The sequence below is a fragment of the Gilliamella sp. B2838 genome (assembly GCF_026536185.1).
In the GTDB taxonomy this organism is placed as follows: domain Bacteria; phylum Pseudomonadota; class Gammaproteobacteria; order Enterobacterales; family Orbaceae; genus Gilliamella.
The window spans coordinates 109873-127632 of sequence record NZ_JAFNOO010000008.1; the positions used below are offsets into that span (position 1 = coordinate 109873).

15 protein-coding genes are annotated in these 17760 nt (G+C 35.6%); 13 read left to right on the top strand and 2 right to left on the bottom strand.

Annotation, left to right across the window (positions count from 1 at the left end):
* Positions 1-319: 319 nt before the first annotated feature.
* From ptrA to J3U63_RS09610, 11 genes are all read left to right on the top strand, one after another.
* Positions 320-3193, top strand: a complete 2874-nt coding sequence (gene ptrA / locus J3U63_RS09560) for a pitrilysin (protein WP_267332485.1) — start codon at positions 320-322, stop codon at positions 3191-3193.
* 100 nt (positions 3194-3293) lie between these two features.
* Entirely contained in the window at positions 3294-4166 is an 873-nt protein-coding gene (locus tag J3U63_RS09565; RefSeq protein WP_267332486.1) for a helix-turn-helix domain-containing protein, read from the top strand.
* A 19-nt stretch (positions 4167-4185) separates the two neighbouring features.
* The gene (gene aroA / locus J3U63_RS09570) at positions 4186-5469 is read left to right on the top strand and encodes a 3-phosphoshikimate 1-carboxyvinyltransferase (RefSeq protein ID WP_416379533.1); all 1284 of its coding nucleotides are present in this window, start codon (positions 4186-4188) and stop codon (positions 5467-5469) included.
* A 1-nt stretch (position 5470) separates the two neighbouring features.
* Positions 5471-6151 (top strand): (d)CMP kinase, encoded by a 681-nt coding sequence (cmk, locus tag J3U63_RS09575; protein WP_267332488.1) that lies wholly within the window; start codon positions 5471-5473, stop codon positions 6149-6151.
* A gap of 110 nt (positions 6152-6261) precedes the next feature.
* Positions 6262-7944 carry a 30S ribosomal protein S1 gene (gene rpsA / locus J3U63_RS09580; protein WP_065634839.1) on the top strand — a complete coding sequence of 561 codons (1683 nt, stop codon included), beginning with the start codon at positions 6262-6264 and terminating at the stop codon, positions 7942-7944.
* 99 nt (positions 7945-8043) lie between these two features.
* Entirely contained in the window at positions 8044-8334 is a 291-nt protein-coding gene (gene ihfB, locus J3U63_RS09585) for an integration host factor subunit beta (protein ID WP_065634838.1), read from the top strand.
* A gap of 364 nt (positions 8335-8698) precedes the next feature.
* Positions 8699-10942, top strand: coding sequence for a DNA internalization-related competence protein ComEC/Rec2 (locus J3U63_RS09590; RefSeq protein WP_267332489.1), 2244 nt, complete (start codon positions 8699-8701; stop codon positions 10940-10942).
* Positions 10943-11024: 82 nt separating this feature from the next.
* Positions 11025-12032 (top strand): tetraacyldisaccharide 4'-kinase, encoded by a 1008-nt coding sequence (lpxK, locus tag J3U63_RS09595; RefSeq protein ID WP_416379534.1) that lies wholly within the window; start codon positions 11025-11027, stop codon positions 12030-12032.
* A gap of 3 nt (positions 12033-12035) precedes the next feature.
* Positions 12036-12221, top strand: coding sequence for a Trm112 family protein (locus J3U63_RS09600; protein WP_267332491.1), 186 nt, complete (start codon positions 12036-12038; stop codon positions 12219-12221).
* 19 nt (positions 12222-12240) lie between these two features.
* Complete coding sequence (gene kdsB, locus J3U63_RS09605) at positions 12241-13008, top strand: 3-deoxy-manno-octulosonate cytidylyltransferase (protein ID WP_065634835.1); 768 nt, start codon at positions 12241-12243, stop codon at positions 13006-13008.
* Positions 13008-13700 carry a DUF2461 domain-containing protein gene (locus tag J3U63_RS09610; RefSeq protein WP_267332492.1) on the top strand — a complete coding sequence of 231 codons (693 nt, stop codon included), beginning with the start codon at positions 13008-13010 and terminating at the stop codon, positions 13698-13700. Before kdsB ends, J3U63_RS09610 begins: the two co-directional genes overlap by 1 nt.
* Before the next feature lie 88 nt (positions 13701-13788).
* On the opposite strand, the gene J3U63_RS09615 is transcribed toward J3U63_RS09610, so the two are convergent.
* Both J3U63_RS09615 and J3U63_RS09620 read right to left on the bottom strand, forming a co-directional pair.
* On the bottom strand, positions 13789-14451 hold the full coding sequence (locus tag J3U63_RS09615) for a MarC family NAAT transporter (RefSeq protein ID WP_267332493.1): 663 nt from the start codon (positions 14449-14451) through the stop codon (positions 13789-13791).
* 103 nt (positions 14452-14554) lie between these two features.
* Positions 14555-15073 (bottom strand): single-stranded DNA-binding protein, encoded by a 519-nt coding sequence (locus J3U63_RS09620; RefSeq protein ID WP_267332494.1) that lies wholly within the window; start codon positions 15071-15073, stop codon positions 14555-14557.
* A gap of 212 nt (positions 15074-15285) precedes the next feature.
* Here J3U63_RS09620 and corA point away from each other — a divergent pair, with 212 nt between their 5' ends.
* Together corA and J3U63_RS09630 are read left to right on the top strand one after the other, a co-directional pair.
* On the top strand, positions 15286-16227 hold the full coding sequence (gene corA / locus J3U63_RS09625) for a magnesium/cobalt transporter CorA (protein WP_065634831.1): 942 nt from the start codon (positions 15286-15288) through the stop codon (positions 16225-16227).
* 556 nt (positions 16228-16783) lie between these two features.
* Positions 16784-17755, top strand: a complete 972-nt coding sequence (locus J3U63_RS09630; protein ID WP_267332495.1) for a glucokinase — start codon at positions 16784-16786, stop codon at positions 17753-17755.
* The last annotated feature ends 5 nt before the right edge of the window (positions 17756-17760 follow it).

The window sequence follows — 17760 nt, forward strand, 5'->3', positions numbered from 1 at the left end:
TCCAATATTGTTATTGAACGCAACTTTTGACTTAGTTGATGACTTACATTTAACCAAACCTTTTTTAATCTAGTCATGTCGTCAAAAATGTGGTGAGTAAATTGCCCTAATAGATTAGTGATACATTGTGCTTTCATATTATGAATTACTAGATTATCTTTTAGTTAAGATAGATAATAGAAAACTTACACCTCAATTTTTAATCAGATAAATTTATAGGATTAAATTTTTGAAAAAATTACTAGAAACTGCTGTCAGTTTTCTTTTTTAGTAATTTATTAAATTCATCATAGAATATGACATTTTAGGCGGAGAATATATGCATAAGATAAAAATAACGCTCTTAATTGTGCTAGCTTTTTTTTACTTCAATTCCTCTTTTGCGATTGAAAACAAACTTTCACATCCCGTTTTATTAGAAAAGGTTCAACAAAGTGATCGCGATAATCGCCAATACGAAGTCATCGAACTAGCCAATAAAATGCGTGTATTATTAGTATCCGATCCTAAAGCTGTGAAATCATTAGCCTCGCTCGCCTTACCTGTTGGCTCTTTACAAGATCCTGCCGATCAACAAGGTTTAGCTCACTATACCGAACATATGGTCTTGATGGGGTCTAAAAAGTATCCTGAACCCGCTAGTTTTTCTCAATTCTTAAATCGCCATGCGGGTAGTTATAATGCGAGTACTGCTTCATATAGAACTGCATTTTATTTTGAGGTGGAAAATGGCGCATTTAATCATGCGTTAGATTATTTAGCTCAAGCGATTGCTAATCCTGTTTTAGATCCAAAATTTGCAGATAAAGAGCGAAATGCCGTTAATGCTGAACTGACAATGGCCAGATCGAATGATGGTTTTCGTATTGGACAAGTTGATTCTGAAACAATTAATCAAAAGCACCCTGCGTCACAATTTTCAGGGGGAAATTTAGAAACGCTAAGTGATAAATCAACGAGTAAATTACACGATGCGTTAGTTAATTTTCATAATAATTATTACTCAGCTAACATTATGGTCGGGGTTGTTTATAGCAATCAATCTATTAATAAATTGGCAAAACTTGCTGAAACTACTTTTGGTCAAATTCCTAATAAAAATATTCAAGCCCCAAAAGTTGATCAAACCGCTATGCCAAGTGACGTATTAGCTAAACAAATTACTATGTTACCCGCTCAGCCTAAAAAATTGATGCTTTTACAATTTCCAATTGAAAATAATTTAGTTAAATTTGCCGATAAAAGTGATGAATATATTGCTTATTTAATTAGCAATCGTAGTCAAAACACATTGTCAGAACAATTACAAAAGCAAGGATTGATTGAAAACATTAGTGCATCAAGCGATCCTATTCGTTATGGTAATAGTGGTGTTTTGAGCATTAATGTAAGTTTGACTGATGACGGCCTTGCTCAAAAAGATAAAGTGATAGCAGCTATTTTCAATTACTTACAATTAATACAAAAAGATGGGGTAAAGGATACTTATTACGAAGAACTTAAAAAAGTATTAGCACTTGAATTTAAATACCAAGATATTGAACGAGATATGTCTTATGTTGAATGGCTATCAGATCAGATGTTGCTTTATCCAATCCAAAATATTTTAAACGCTGACTTTATTGCATCGCATTTTGATAAAGATGCGATAGTAAACCGTTTAAAGAGCCTAACGCCAGATAATGCTAGAATTTGGACCATTGCACCAAATCAACCTACCGATAAAGTTGCCTATTTTGTTGAAGCACCTTATAAAATTGATGCTATAACTAGTGAACAAAAATCAAATTGGTCGAATTTAGCAAAAAGCTTTTCGTTTACTTTACCTGAACTCAATCCTTATATTCCAGATGATTTTACGATTGTTAACCCAAATAGCAATCAATCTGAGCCTTTAGAATTTAATAAGCGCGGTAATCATATCCATTTTGTTAGCCAATATTTTGGTCAAGAACCTAAAGCCGCAATTGTCGTTTCATTACGTAATGATCAAGCTTTTAGTGATGCTAAATCTCAAGTTGCGTTTGATTTGCTCGATTATCTTGTTAGTCGTAATCTAGCACAACTTCAATTCCAAGCTAATGTGGCTGGTATTGAATTGTCGACTAGCCGTGATAATGGTTTGATGGTGACAGCTGATGGTTTTAATCAGCACCTTCCCGAAATGGTATTAGCGGTACTTAATCGGTATCAGCAAATAATTGTTGATGAACAAAGTTTAGCCTTAGCTAAATCGTGGTATATCCAAAAATTAGATGCAATTGAGCATGCGAATAGTTATCAGTTAGCCGCCAATCCTGTCAATGCATTGTCTGTATTACCTCACTATTATGAACGTAATTTAAGAAGACAAATCACAGCAGATATCAGTGTTAACGATATTGTAGCTTATCGTGATGCGCTAATGACGCATTCAGTTCCTTATATGCTAAGTTTAGGTAATTTATCGAATCAACGCTCGTTAGATCTTTATCATAAAATTCAAGAAAAATTTGTGTCTAACGCTCAATTTACACCAATTGATAACCTTAAAATAAATGCACCATTAACAGCACGCATTACTCAAACGGCGAAAGCAACTGATAATGCTTTAATGATGAGCTATATTCCGACTAATTATGATCGAAATTCGAGCCGCATCTTGAGTTATACGCTTTCGAAGATTATATCGCCTTGGTTTTTCGATCAATTACGATCTAATGAACAGTTAGGTTATGCCGTTTTTGCTGTATCAATGTCAGTAGGCGATTCTTCAGGTATTAGCTTTATTATACAAAGTAATCAATACGACCCAGCCTATTTGCTAGGACGTTATCAGCATTTTTATCCAATTATGCTGCAAAAATTACAAGCATTATCCAAAAATGATATAGAGCAATATAAAAAGGCGGTGCTTGAGGAATTGACAATGCCACCTCAAACGTTAAATGAAGAATTAGAACGCTATCTGGCTGATTATCGTTTATCGAATTTTTCGTTTGATTCACGCGATAAGAAAATAGCCGAAGTGAAAAAAATTGATAAGCAAGACTTAATTGATTTTTATAATAACGCTATTGTTAAACAAAAAGGTTTGGTGTTTGCTTCGCAAGTATTAGGGCAAGCGTCACAAGCTTCGAAAAAACCAGAAGCGATTACTGAATATACTGAATTTGCAGATGCATCAAACTTACAAGATGTTTTGCTAAAATAGTTGACTAAAATGTGGATGTTACCTTAAACATTTTTAGCGAAAATTGGCATTGTTATCACCTTGTGATACACTGCCAAGATTCGAAAATTTTGAGTCAATTATGATTAGTGAAGCAATTGATTATTTGGCAATAGGGCAGCGATTACGCGCTTATCGTATTGCCGCCTCACTTAAAGCCGAAGATGTAGCTGAGAGTTTAAGAATTTCAAGAGCTGCAGTTTATCGCTTAGAAAAAGGTGAAATCGTTAAAATTGAAACATTAGAGCGATTAGCACTATTGTTAGACACTTCTTTAGCGAGCCTACTTGGTATTGATACGGAATATTATTCAAGTGGCGAAGGGTTTTTTGAACGTATGCGTCAGTTGGAAGAACAATCAACCCATATTTATTCACACTTTGATCCCTTCTCTTTTTTGCTAACTTCACCACACTATTTATCGCATTTGGCCATGATGCTTGAGGAGTCTGGTGAAGCGATTGATTCAGATAAATATGCGGTGAGTTTATCAATTTTGAAACATCGTAAAACGCAATTTTATCAGTCTGTTCCTAAAGTGATTAATTTAATTAGTTTACGCAATGTTGAGCGTTTTTTGCATATTGGTTTAGTCGGTAATTTAACCATTTCGCCGGGGAAAAAATCGGAAAGAATGTTATTAGCACGTCAAGAAGTTTATCATTTAATTGAACTTTTAGAACACCAATCTTATGCGCCAACAATTGCTATTACTGAGCAGGCTATTCCGTCAATAGCTTTTCAAATCTTTTATCAAGATCAAAATCCGATCTCTTTAGCGATGAGTCCATTTCGTTTGGGGGAATTACCCAATGTGACAACGGGTATTGCTTCAATTACTTCATCATTTGATGCAATCAAGCGATATCGTTCTTTATTTGATAAATTATGGCAAAATAGTGCTAAAGATAAGCAAGCTATAGATTTGTTAAAAGCGACGCTAGAAAAATTTTAAAAAATATTTATAGAGAGTGATTATGTTATCTATAACATTACAACCGATAAAAAAAATTAATGGGACAATCAATTTACCTGGGTCAAAAAGTGTCTCTAATCGAGCATTACTATTATCCGCACTGAGTAAAGGTAATACTCGTTTGACCAATTTGCTTGATAGTGATGATGTCCGTTACATGCTTGATGCTTTAAAGGCTTTAGGTATTAAATATCAACTATCTGATGATCGTACTATTTGTGATATTCAGGGCATCGGTCGTCACTTGCAAGTGACTTACCCTTTGGAATTGTTTCTGGGAAATGCTGGCACAGCGATGCGTCCATTAACAGCGGCATTATGTTTGGGTAACAATAATATTATATTAACAGGCGAACCTCGTATGAAAGAGCGCCCAATAGGGCATTTAGTGGATGCTTTACGTCAAGGTGGTGCTAAAATTGACTATCTTGAAAACGAAGGTTACCCGCCACTGCATATTCATGGTGGTTTTAGCGGGGGTAATATCAACGTTGATGGAACGGTTTCAAGTCAGTTTTTAACCGCTTTATTAATGACTGCACCGCTAGCGGATAAAGATACCGAAATTACCATTATTGGTGATTTAGTTTCGAAACCTTATATTGATATTACAATCAAAATGATGGCAATTTTTGGTGTCACAGTTACCAATCATGATTATCAAAAATTTACCATTAAAGCCAAACAATGTTATCAATCTCCTGGCAATTATTTAGTCGAAGGTGATGCTTCGTCCGCTTCTTATTTTTTAGCCGCAGCGGCAATTAAAGGCGGTACAGTGCGTGTTACCGGTATAGGTAAAAAAAGTTTACAAGGCGACACCCAATTTGCACATGTACTTGAAAAAATGGGTGCTAAAGTGATTTGGGCAGATGATTATATTGAATGTACTCGGGGGGAATTAAACGGTATTGATATGGACATGAACCATATTCCCGATGCAGCAATGACTATTGCCACGACTGCTTTATTTGCCAAAGGATCGACGACAATTCGTAATATTTACAATTGGCGAGTGAAAGAAACCGATCGCTTATATGCGATGGCAACTGAACTGCGGAAGGTTGGAGCTACGGTTGAAGAGGGACCTGATTATATTACTATCGTTCCGCCTGCAAAATTAACGCATGCTAAAATCGAAACCTATAACGATCATCGCATTGCAATGTGTTTTTCGTTAGTTGCACTATCCGATACGCCGGTGACCATATTAGATCCTAAATGCACTATGAAAACTTTTCCAGACTACTTTGAACAATTTGAACGATTAAGCGAATATTAATATGATTAAAACTGTTCCCGTCATTGCCATTGATGGACCTAGTGGCGTAGGTAAAGGCACATTATGCCAAGCATTAGCTAATCATTTTAATTGGCACCTTTTAGATTCGGGGGCTATTTATCGAGTATTGGCATTTTCAGCCTTGCAACAAAACATCGCACTTGATGATGAAAGTCAGCTTGTTAAATTGGCGTTAAATCTGCCTTTAACCTTCGATTCTACGGGGGCTGAAGTAAAAGTTTTATTACAGAATAACGATGTCACTAACGCTATCCGTACTGAACAAACAGGCGGAGCCGCATCAAAAGTCGCTTCGTTAAGTCAAGTGAGAGTTGCATTATTACAACGACAACGAGATTTTAAACAGGCTCCGGGCTTGATTGCTGATGGTCGCGATATGGGAACTGTCGTATTCCCAGATGCACCAGTCAAAATCTTTCTCGATGCCAGTGCGCAATCTCGAGCAGAAAGAAGAATGAAACAGTTGCAAGATAAGCAAAATCATGCTAAATTCGCCGAAATTTTGCAGGAAATAACAGCGCGTGATGAGCGTGATCGCAATCGAGCCGTTGCGCCGTTAAAACCTGCTGTTGATGCACTTATAATTGATACCACATCACTTTCTATTCAAGATGTTTTTAATCAATCTATTAAGTATATAAACCAAAAACTCGGGCAATAAATTTATTTATTGCTTGAACCAAGCTCCACAAAAGGATAGGTGGAGTTCCGTAAACAACCCCACAAGACATGATGTAATGTGGACGTTAATATTAATTTAAGTATATAAATATGACTGAATCTTTTGCTCAACTCTTTGAAGAGTCTTTAAATCAACTAGACACTCGTTCTGGTAATATGATCCGTGGTACTGTCGTTGCAATCGACAAAGATGTCGTTTTAGTTGATGCTGGTTTAAAATCTGAATCAGCAATTCCAGTAGAGCAGTTTAAAAATGCCCAAGGCGAATTAGAAGTTCAAGTCGGTGACGTTGTTGACGTTGTGCTTGACTCAATTGAAGATGGCTTTGGTGAAACAATCTTATCTCGTGAAAAAGCTAAACGTCATGAAGCGTGGCTGACACTAGAAAAAGCAGTTGAAGATGCTGCAACAGTTTTAGGTGTTATCAATGGTAAAGTTAAAGGTGGCTTTACGGTTGATCTTAATGGCGTGCGTGCGTTCCTTCCTGGTTCACTTGTTGACGTTCGCCCATTACGCGATACTTCACATATTGAAAATCGCGAAATTGAATTAAAAGTTATTAAATTAGATCAAAAACGTAACAACGTTGTTGTTTCACGTCGTGCCGTTATCGAATCTGAAAATAGCGCAGAAAGAGAACAACTTCTTGAAAATCTACAAGAAGGTTCAGAAGTTAAAGGTATCATTAAAAATCTTACTGATTACGGTGCATTCGTTGATCTTGGTGGGGTTGATGGTTTACTTCACATCACTGATATGGCTTGGAAACGTGTTAAACATCCAAGTGAAGTGGTTGAAGTGGGTCAAGAATTACTTGTTAAAGTGCTTAAATTCGATAAAGATCGTTCACGTGTTTCTCTTGGCTTAAAACAATTAGGCGAAGATCCATGGGTTTCAATCGCTAAACGTTACCCAGAAGGAACAAAAGTAACAGGTAAAGTAACTAACTTAACTGATTACGGTTGTTTTGTTGAAATTGAAACAGGTGTTGAAGGTTTAGTACACGTTTCTGAAATGGATTGGACAAACAAAAACATTCACCCATCTAAAGTGGTTAGCTTAGGTGATGTGGTTGAAGTTGTTGTTCTTGAAATTGATGAAGAACGTCGTCGTATCTCTTTAGGTCTTAAACAATGTAAACCAAACCCATGGTTACAATTTGCTGAATCACACAATAAAGGTGATAAAGTTAGCGGTAAGATCAAATCAATCACTGACTTTGGTATCTTCATTGGTTTAGATGGCGGTATTGATGGTTTAGTTCATCTTTCAGATATCTCTTGGAATATGCCTGGCGAAGAAGCGGTTAAAGCTTATAAGAAAGGTGACGATATCGAAGCGGTTGTGTTACAAGTTGACGCAGAGCGCGAACGTATTTCTTTAGGTATTAAACAATTAGAAGATGATCCTTTCAATAATTTTGCTGCAAACTATAAAAAAGGCACTATTGTTAAAGGTAAAGTAACTGCTGTCGATGCTAAAGGTGCAACTATCGAAATTGCTGATGGTATTGAAGGTTACTTAAAAGCTCAAGATATTGCTCGTGAACGTATTGAAGATGCAACTACTGCACTGAAAGTTGGTGACGAAGTTGAAGCTAAGATTGTTAATATCGATCGTAAGTCTCGTGCGATTTCATTATCAGTACGCGCTAAAGATGAAGCTGATGAAAAAGAAGCACTTGCTGCTGTAAATAATACTGCAACTCAAGAAGAAGCATCATTTACTAATGCAATGGCTGAAGCTTTCAAAGCTGCTTCAAAAACTGAGTAAAAATTGTTTATGTAAAGAGTAAAGAGGGCTTGCCCTCTTTTTCTTTTGTGGTATAAAATAAATCAGTTATTTACCACACAAAATAAATTAGGAGTGACCATGAACAGATCAGATTTAGCCGAAAAGATAGTTAACTGGCGGACACACCTTCCTGTACAACTAGTTGATGATGCTGTAAGAGATATTATCGAACAGATCGCTTTAGCTATGGAAAGTAATGATCGTGTTGAAATTCGAGGTTTTGGTAGTTTTAGTTTGAACTATCGCGCCCCACGTAAAGCGAGAAATCCTAGAACAGGTGGTAATGTTGAAGTTAAACATAAATATATCCCTCATTTCAAACCGGGTAAAGAATTACGTGAACGAGTTAATAATGCTGCCAAAGCATAAGTTTGCATAATATTACAAAAAAACCTTTGACTAAAATCAAAGGTTTTTTTATTTATAACAATTCGGGTATTTATCAATCAATGCTTGCAGCACCATTCTAGATTACCGACACCTCCTCTTTAGCTGTGATTCGTATTAACGTAAAAAATAAGTTTAGCTGAAAATCAGTTTAGTTTTGTAAAAGTTTTTCAACTAATTAATAAAATGGAAGCAATCTCTAGAAATTAGTAAATGGAATATTTTGAGAAAACAGTTATGTGATAGTTTGATAGCCAATCAAAATTAACCCTATCCAAAATCAATGCGGCAACTTTTTTCACTGGATCTATTAGCAATAATTTTTTCTTTAGGTTGTTTGCCACTTATGTTTTTACCTTCATTACCTTCTTATGAACAGTGGTATATGCTGACTATTGTTCTTATTACTTTTATTTTGATTGTTCCATCAACGTTTTATCGCTTTACAATAATGATTGCGGTATTAATCCTTAGCTTTTTATGGTCTACTGCTTATAGTCATCAATATTTATCAAATGTTGAACCTTATATCGATAAGACCTTGGTTGTGCAAGCTAAAGTCGAAACAATTGATGTTCAAGCCGACAATATAACAGAACCGTATTACATAAAATTTGCCCTAATCAATTCTGACCAGCATTATTTGTCTTTTAATCCGACTATTTCAGTCTATTGGGATCAGCCAATTATTCCTAAGGCCGGTCAAATTTGGCAACTTACGTTGAAAACCAAAGTTAGCCAAGGTTATTTGAATGAAGGAGGTTTTGATAGTCAACGCTTTGCAATTGCCAATAGGCGCCTGTTATCAGCAAAATTAAAACAAGCTAAATTACTTGATGATAAGCGTAATGTTAGACAAGTTATAGCAGATTACGCTTTACCCTATATTAATCTATGTGTTTACCGAGGAATCCTGATTGCGCTTGCTTTTGGCGAACGCACACAAATAAGTGGTGAAGATCGCCTAATAATGATGCAAACCGGTATAGCTCATTTAATGGCAATATCCGGTATGCATATTCTTTTAGTTTTTTATTTTTGCTGCTTTATTGTTAAAACAAGTCTGTTTTTAGTTCCAAATCGTTATATACATTATTTTGTACCAATCATAGTTGGTTGGCTAAGTGCATTATTTTATGCTTGGTTAACAGGATTTAATCCGCCAACACTGCGTGCGATATTCGCACTATCAATATGGATATACTTACGCTATCAAAGTTATCATTTAAGTGCTTGGCAAAAAATAAACCGAATTATTGCAATATTACTTTTATTTGATCCGTTGATGATTTTATCAGAAAGTTTTTGGTTATCTTGCTACGCGGTTATCAGTTTACTCTTTCTATCCCAATGGATGCCTTTACCAAACCGTTTTAAACAAAAAAAACGTTGGTATTTAATACGGTTATTGCATCTACAATTTGGCTTAACGTTATTATTATTACCTATACAATTTTTTATTTTTCACGGGATAAGTACTGTTGCATTATTCACGAATTTAATAGCAATTCCACTTATCACACTATGTACCTTTCCTGCTATTTTATTGGCACTATTATTTAGTTTGGTACATTGTTTTTATTTATCCTTGTGGTTTTGCTTTGTTGCAGATAGTTCTCTTAAAGGATTATTTTTATGTTTAAAAGCAATGAATGTATTGTGGTTGACATTACCGGCTAATTTTTATCTACTAAGTTTAATTGGTTGGTTGATGATTATTGTTATTCATACTGAACTTTGGCGTCATTTTTTCGTGACTATATTGTCTATTTTATGCTTAATGATTTCACCTTTTTTTGTCGTTCTTGATTATGTTTGGCGAGTAGACATGTTAGATGTTGGTCATGGACTGGCTATTGTGATTCATAATGGAAAGTCAGCTATTTTGTATGATACGGGTGCTAAATGGGATAAAAATTCAGTAGCAGAGCAGGTCATTATACCGTTTTTATTGCAGCATAATTTAACAGTTGAAGGCATTATCATTAGTCACCAACATAATGATCATATTGGTGGGCTGAATATTTTAAAGCGTACCTATCCAAATGCGTGGTTGATGAGTTCATCATCATCATTGAATAATGATTATTTATGTTTAGCGGGAAATCACATTAGTTGGAACCAGCTTTCATTTAATATTTTATGGCCTAAAAAGCTGGTTAATTATGCGCAAAATAAAGACTCATGTGTGATACAAATAACGGATGGTCGATTCTCGGTATTGTTAACAGGGGATTTAGAACGAACGCAAGAGTATCAGTTAATTGAACAATATGGAGTTAAATTATCTTCAACATTTTTACAAGTTCCCCATCATGGTAGTATGAGCTCATCAAGCTATGCCTTTATAAATCGGGTAAAACCGAAAAGTGCATTGGTGTCGACTTCGCGCTATAATGCTTGGAACTTACCCGCAGATAAGATTACTTTACGTTATCATGAACTTAACTTAGATTATCATGTTACTGCAAGGACAGGTCAAATTAGTCTATTTTTTAATAAATTAACGTGGAATATCAAAACAATGCGGGAACAAGTTCGTCCTAGGTGGTATCATGATTGGCTTGGGTGTTTACCTATTTATGAGTAAAATAATAGCCAATATCGCAATATTTATATTACGTCAAATATAGCAGTAATGGTAACAAAACATAATCAAGTGATAATAAATGATGATTGAAAAATTATGGTATGGTAAAAATAGATTATATTGGTTACTTATTCCTTTTTCTTTGTTGTATGGTTTGATTGTTTTTATTCGTCGCCAGTTATATCGATTCGGTCTTTTAAAATCATGGCATTCACCTGTTCCGATTGTTGTTGTTGGCAATTTATCCGTCGGCGGTAATGGTAAAACCCCTTTCACGATTGGTTTGATTCAAGCTTTACAAGCTAAAGGGTTCCATGTTGGTGTCGTTTCACGGGGATATGGCGGTAACGCTGATTCTTATCCCTTAATTTTAGATAACAATACAACAACAGCCCAAGCGGGTGATGAACCGGTTCTGATTTATCAACGCACTCAGGCGCCTGTTGCGGTAGCACCGAAACGAGTTGATGCGGTCAAAGCTTTATTAAAACACTATCAGTTAGATGTTATTTTGACTGATGATGGCTTACAACATTATGCGCTAGCTCGTAACATAGAAGTTGTTGTAGTCGATGGTAAACGTCAATTTGGCAATGGGTGGTGGATTCCTGCTGGTCCAATGCGAGAGCGACAAAACCGTTTAAGATCAGTCGATGTGATCATCATTAATGGTGATAGCGATAGTCTGTTACCCGAGAAATATCCCAATAAAACTTATACTATGCAATTGGCTCCCAACTGTGCCATTAATTTGCTTACTCAGGAAAAAAAGCCATTATCTTCGTTACAAAATATCTGTGCTATTGCTGGAATTAGCAATCCTAAACGTTTTTTTGATATGTTAACAATGATGAATGCGGATTTAATTAAAACGGTATCCTTTGCTGATCATCAACAATTTACTTTGCCATTGTTAGCAGATATTGCAACTGATCAACAAATCATTTTAATGACAGAAAAAGATGCAGTAAAATGTCAGCAATTTGCATTACCAAATTGGTGGTATCTACCTGTAGATGCCATTATACCTATGCCAGCAATTAACCATATCTGTTCATTATTAGCGGATATAACATCACATAGAGAATAAAATATGAAAGCGCTTCTTCTTAATGCTATTGCATGCCCTAAATGTCACGGCAAATTGCAATATGATAAAGAACATAATCAGCTGATTTGTCAAACTGATAAATTAGTTTTTCCTGTAAAGGATGGTATTCCCGTATTACTTGAAACCGAGGCGATGGCACTGACTCAAGTAAAATTTAATCAAGAATAGAACATTACAAGGATTAGTTATGAATTTTTCTGTTATTATTCCTGCAAGATATGCATCAAGCCGTTTACCTGCAAAACCTTTAGCAGATATACACGGTAAACCGATGATCGTACGAGTGATGGAACAAGCAAAAAAGTCATCGGCAAATCGAGTCATTGTTGCAACCGATCATCAGCAAGTTTTCGAGGTGGTAAAAAAGCATGGTGGAGAAGTGATTCTAACCAGTGATAAACATAACTCGGGGACTGAGCGTCTGGCCGAAGTCATTAATACCTTTCAATTTGCCGATGATGAAGTGATTGTTAATGTTCAAGGTGATGAGCCACTGATTCCCCCTATTATTATTGATCAAGTCGCTGAAAATTTAGTCAAATATAAAACAGGTATGGCTACTTTAGCTGTACCTATTGAGTCGGTTGAAGAAGCGTTTAATACTGGCGCTGTTAAAGTTGTGATGGATAAAGATGGTTATGCGCTCTATTTTTCTCGAGCGACTATTCCTTGGGAGCGAGATCGCTTCGCGAAAGCTAGCAATTTATTCAATCAATCCAGTATTGGTGATTTTTACCTTCGCCACATTGGTATTTATGCTTATCGAGCAGGTTTTATTCGTCAGTATATCAACTGGGCACCTTCTTCACTTGAGCAAATTGAAATGCTTGAACAGCTTAGAGTTCTTTGGTATGGTGAAAAAATTCATGTTGCAGTCGCTAAAGAGTCACCCGCCATTGGTGTTGATACGCAACAAGATTTAGAAAAAGTCAGAGAGTTATTTAAGGAGCAATAATGGCCATATTTAACGGCTTTTCTCAAGCGGGGCTAAATTTTTTACAAGATGCTTGGATTAATAATAGTAAAACCTGGTTTGATGAACATCGTTCTATTTATGATAACGATTTAGTTAAACCATTTAAGTTATTGGTTGAACAATTAACCCCAGAAATGTTAAAAATCGATGAGTGGTTTGAAACCAAGCCAGCGATAGGTAAAACCATATCACGCATTCATCGTGATACTCGATTTTCCAAAGATAAGACATTATATCGAAGTCGATTGTGGCTAACATTTAAACGACCAAACAAGGACTGGAAAGAAGCGCCAGCTTATTTTTTTGAAATTAGTCCGGATAGTTATCAATATGGTTTAGGTTATTATTGTGCATCAAAACAAACTATGGATATTTTTCGAGAAGAGATTGCTAATGATACTGCTAAGTTTTTAGAGATGATTCGTTGCGTCAAAAAACCTTTTGAATTGGTTGGTGAAAGTTATAAACGACCGCTGGTTAAAGATCAAGATGAAAAGATAGCAACATGGTATAACCGTAAAAGCTTAGCTGTTATGGTAACCAATAATCATATAGCTGATGTATTAGATAGTGATCTGCCAAATAAATTGATAAAAGGATTTAAAAAAATCGTCCCTCTATATGATTATTTAATGCGGGTTGAAATGATCAAAAATATACCTAAACTTTAATTGATGTCAGAACAGTAGGGCATCAACGTGCCCTATGTCTCATTATTCGTCAGTGCTTGGGTTAACTATCTGTATATTATTTAATCAGTTAAATGTTGGGGAAATTTAATACCAGCTCTTTTACGCCGTTAATGATAAATTGGGTACCGACACAAACTAATAAAAATCCCATAATTCTAGAAGTTGCTTCAATACCACTTTTCCCCATAAATCGCATGATACTGCCAGCACTACGCATACAAAACCATAAAATAATACACAATAATAATGGCACCATTATTGAAGTGGTATAAACAACCCAAGTCGATACGTTGTAACCACCACCTTTAACCGTTGAAGCCATACTAATAATCATCGCAATCGTACCCGGACCAGCAGTACTGGGCATTGCTAATGGGACAAACGCGATATTATTTGACGTTTCTCGTTTTTTTGCATCGGCTTCTAACGTTTTATGAGATGGTTGCTGGGGGAATAGCATTCTAAAACCGATAATACCGACTATCATTCCACCCGCAATACGTAATCCAGGAATTGATATACCAAAAGTATTCATCACTAATTGCCCACCATAAAACGAGACAACCATGATAATAAACACGTAAATACAAGTCATTTTAGACTGATAGTTACGCTCTTCATTGGTCATATCACCGGATAAACCTAATAGTAATACAACAGTCGTTAATGGATTAGTTAATGGTATGAAAAGAATTAGACCAAAGCCAATAGTTTGTATAAGTTCCAGCATATCAATTTCAAGACTTAATAAAAAACATTAAGATAAGTATAATTGAAATTGATAAGATATGATACATGGGCGTAATAAAACGCCCAAAAAATCATTTGGTTGATTAGAAAGGAATATCGTCATCAAAATCCATTGGTGGTTCAGGGGCTTTAGGTTGTGGTGCTGGCGCACTTTGAGCTGCTTGTCGGGTCGACGCTGGCGCTGACGAAAAATTATTTGCGCTTTGTCCCCAATTTTGTGAGCCATCATCAAAGCCTTCGTTACTCGCGCCACGCGATCCCAAAATTTGTAAGGTACCCCCCATAGTATTGATAACTACCTCAGTGGTATACCGATCTGTTCCCGATTGATCTTGCCATTTTCGAGTTTGCAATTGTCCTTCAAGATAAACTTGCGTTCCTTTTCTAATGTATTCGCCAGCAATTTCAGCTAATTTACCAAACACGACAACTCGATGCCATTCAGTGCGATCACGGTTTTCACCGGTTTGTTTATCCTTCCATGATTCTGATGTTGCAACACTAAAATTAGCGACAGCATTACCATTTGGCATGTAACGGACTTCAGGATCTTGTCCTAAATTACCAACTAAAATGACTTTGTTTATTCCTCGATTTGCCATTATAAACTCCTAAAAATTGCATAAAGATTTAATTTAGATATTGTAGCATGAGACAGAAGTAACATCACCGTATTTAATTCAATTATGCGAGCTATTATCCATTTTTAAACATTGAGAAAGATTTGTCTCACCATAGGAATTTCTTATTATAACAGGTATAATGCCACACATTTGTTGTGTAGTGTTCTAAACATATTTTTACTGGAGGCCTTATGATTAATGCGTTTGGACTAAAAAACAAACAGTTAGTGAAAATTAATGAAGGCGATATAAATAATGCGACTTGGGTTGATTTAATTGAGCCAGAAGAAGCCGATCGTGATTTTGTTTTAACCCATTTAGGACAAAACTTAGCAACGAGTATAGAGTTAGATGATATTGAGGCGTCAGCCCGTTTTTTTGAAGATAACGAAGGATTACATGTGCACTCGTTCTTTTTTTATGAAGATGCAGAAGATCGAGCAGGTAATTCTACTGTTGCATTTACAGTCCATAATGGACGTCTTTTTACCTTAAGAGAACGTGATCTTCCTGCGTTTCGTTTATATCGAATGCGGTCACGATATCAGAGCATGATAGACGGTAACCCTTGGGAAGTATTACTCGATCTATTTGAAGTTAAAGTTGAGCAGTTAGCCGATCAGATTGAAAATATCTATAGTGAATTAGAGGAGTTGAGTCTAATTATTATGGATCGCTCTTCACAAGAACATTATGATGAAGCGATTACCTCTTTAGCTGAGTTAGAAGATACCGCATGGAAGGTAAGACTTTGCTTAATGGATAGCCAAAGAGCGGTGAACTACTTAGTTCGACGAGCAAAAATGCCAGTTGATCAGTTAGAACAAGCACGTGAAGTTATTCGTGATATTGAGTCGCTTGTTCCACATAATGAATCCTTGTTCCAAAAAGTAAACTTTTTAATGCAAGCTGCAACTAGCTTTATTAATATAGAACAAAGCCGGATTATCAAGATTTTCTCAGTTGTATCTGTTGTATTTTTACCGCCAACGGTAGTTGCTTCGGCTTACGGAATGAACTTTGAAAACATGCCTGAATTAAAATGGGAATATGGTTATCCATTCTCATTAATATTAATGTTACTTGCTGGCGTTGCACCTTATATCTATTTTAAATTAAAAAAATGGTTATAGATAAAGCATATTGGATATAGTTGGTAATTATTAACTATATTGATTTATTCTCGAATTATCGCCTTGATGTTAATCAAGGAGAACTAGTTATGCATATACTGATAGTAGAAAGTGTTCATTTTGATGCTTATTATCTATCATTACTGTTCAAACTGTTGGTATGCTTTGACTAAGTTTATGAGTAAAGATTATCAATTAATTTGAAATCAAATAGAGTAAAGGATCACAATTAGTTTATTAGTACTACTTGATAAATAGTATGACCAGTGTTAAACAAGAACGGTCATTTGTACAATGGCTACATTTGAATAACGCCGAATAAAGCGAAATTCAAACAGTTCTTGCTTACTTTTTTAGGCGTACAATAAAATTGCATCGGTAAGAAGCAGCGCATCTTAAAATAACGTTATGTTTCACGCCAAAAATCATTGTTAGCGGTGAGATTTTTAACTTATTTGACTTGCCTTGTAACGAGTAGCTCAAAAATGTTTTAAATACCGATGATTTTGTACGCAGCAATAGGATTTAAACACAATTTGTAATAGAAGGGAATAACATGAGTCAATATGCTTTAGTCACTGATATTGGTGGAACCAATGCCCGTTTTGCGTTGTACGATTTAACCACTAACAAATTATCTGCTATCACAAAAATTCTGATTTCAAAAGATGATGATCTATTAGTTTTGATTAAAAACTATCTTGCTAATCAATCAATCAGTGTCGATATGGCCTGTATTGCAATTGCTTGCCCTATTGATGATACAGATATGGTGAATATGACCAATAATAATTTGTCGTTTTCACGTTCAGCGTTGATTAAAGCATTAAACTTAAAACAACTTGAAGTAATTAATGATTTTACGGCTGTATCGACTTCTATTCCACAATTAACCGATAAAGATTTAGTAAAAATCGGCGGGGATGACGCCGATTTAAATTACCCAATTGCGATTTATGGTGCTGGAACTGGTCTTGGTGTGTCGCATTTAATAAAAGTTAATCAACATTGGATCAGCTTGTCTGGAGAAGGTGGGCATACTGAATTACCAATGACCAATGAGAAAGAAGATCGTCTTTTAGCTGAGTTACGCAAAAAGTTTGGACGCGTATCGTCTGAGCGTTTTTTATCTGGAAATGGTATTGTAAATATATACCAAGCATTATTAAACATTAATAATCAACCTATAGAAGAGATTACGCCAGATGTAATTGTCAAAAAAGCGTTGTCCAATAGTTGTCCACTTTGTTTAGAAACGCTAACCTATTTTTGTACTTTTATGGGACGATTTGGTGGCAATTTAGCATTAACACTGAACACACAAGGTGGCGTTTACATTGCTGGTGGCATCGTACCACGTTTTATCGAGTTTTTTAAATCTTCACCTTTTCGGCATGCTTTTGAAAACAAAGGACGAATGTCGTACTTGGTTAAAAAAATCCCTGTTTATGTCATTACTCATGAAGATCCCGGTCTATTAGGTGCAGGTGTTTATTTACAAAATAGTCTTAATAAAATGAAGGAGTAGGTTCA

What these genes read in the sequence shown, in the direction of transcription:
- ptrA (WP_267332485.1), top strand. Translation starts at nt 320, where the DNA reads ATGCATAAGATAAAAATAACGCTCTTAATTGTGCTAGCTTTTTTTTAC.
- J3U63_RS09565 (WP_267332486.1), top strand. Translation starts at nt 3,294, where the DNA reads ATGATTAGTGAAGCAATTGATTATTTGGCAATAGGGCAGCGATTACGC.
- cmk (WP_267332488.1), top strand. Translation starts at nt 5,471, where the DNA reads ATGATTAAAACTGTTCCCGTCATTGCCATTGATGGACCTAGTGGCGTA.
- rpsA (WP_065634839.1), top strand. Translation starts at nt 6,262, where the DNA reads ATGACTGAATCTTTTGCTCAACTCTTTGAAGAGTCTTTAAATCAACTA.
- ihfB (WP_065634838.1), top strand. Translation starts at nt 8,044, where the DNA reads ATGAACAGATCAGATTTAGCCGAAAAGATAGTTAACTGGCGGACACAC.
- J3U63_RS09590 (WP_267332489.1), top strand. Translation starts at nt 8,699, where the DNA reads ATGTTTTTACCTTCATTACCTTCTTATGAACAGTGGTATATGCTGACT.
- lpxK (WP_416379534.1), top strand. Translation starts at nt 11,025, where the DNA reads ATGATTGAAAAATTATGGTATGGTAAAAATAGATTATATTGGTTACTT.
- J3U63_RS09600 (WP_267332491.1), top strand. Translation starts at nt 12,036, where the DNA reads ATGAAAGCGCTTCTTCTTAATGCTATTGCATGCCCTAAATGTCACGGC.
- kdsB (WP_065634835.1), top strand. Translation starts at nt 12,241, where the DNA reads ATGAATTTTTCTGTTATTATTCCTGCAAGATATGCATCAAGCCGTTTA.
- J3U63_RS09610 (WP_267332492.1), top strand. Translation starts at nt 13,008, where the DNA reads ATGGCCATATTTAACGGCTTTTCTCAAGCGGGGCTAAATTTTTTACAA.
- J3U63_RS09615 (WP_267332493.1), bottom strand. Translation starts at nt 14,451, where the DNA reads ATGCTGGAACTTATACAAACTATTGGCTTTGGTCTAATTCTTTTCATA.
- J3U63_RS09620 (WP_267332494.1), bottom strand. Translation starts at nt 15,073, where the DNA reads ATGGCAAATCGAGGAATAAACAAAGTCATTTTAGTTGGTAATTTAGGA.
- corA (WP_065634831.1), top strand. Translation starts at nt 15,286, where the DNA reads ATGATTAATGCGTTTGGACTAAAAAACAAACAGTTAGTGAAAATTAAT.
- J3U63_RS09630 (WP_267332495.1), top strand. Translation starts at nt 16,784, where the DNA reads ATGAGTCAATATGCTTTAGTCACTGATATTGGTGGAACCAATGCCCGT.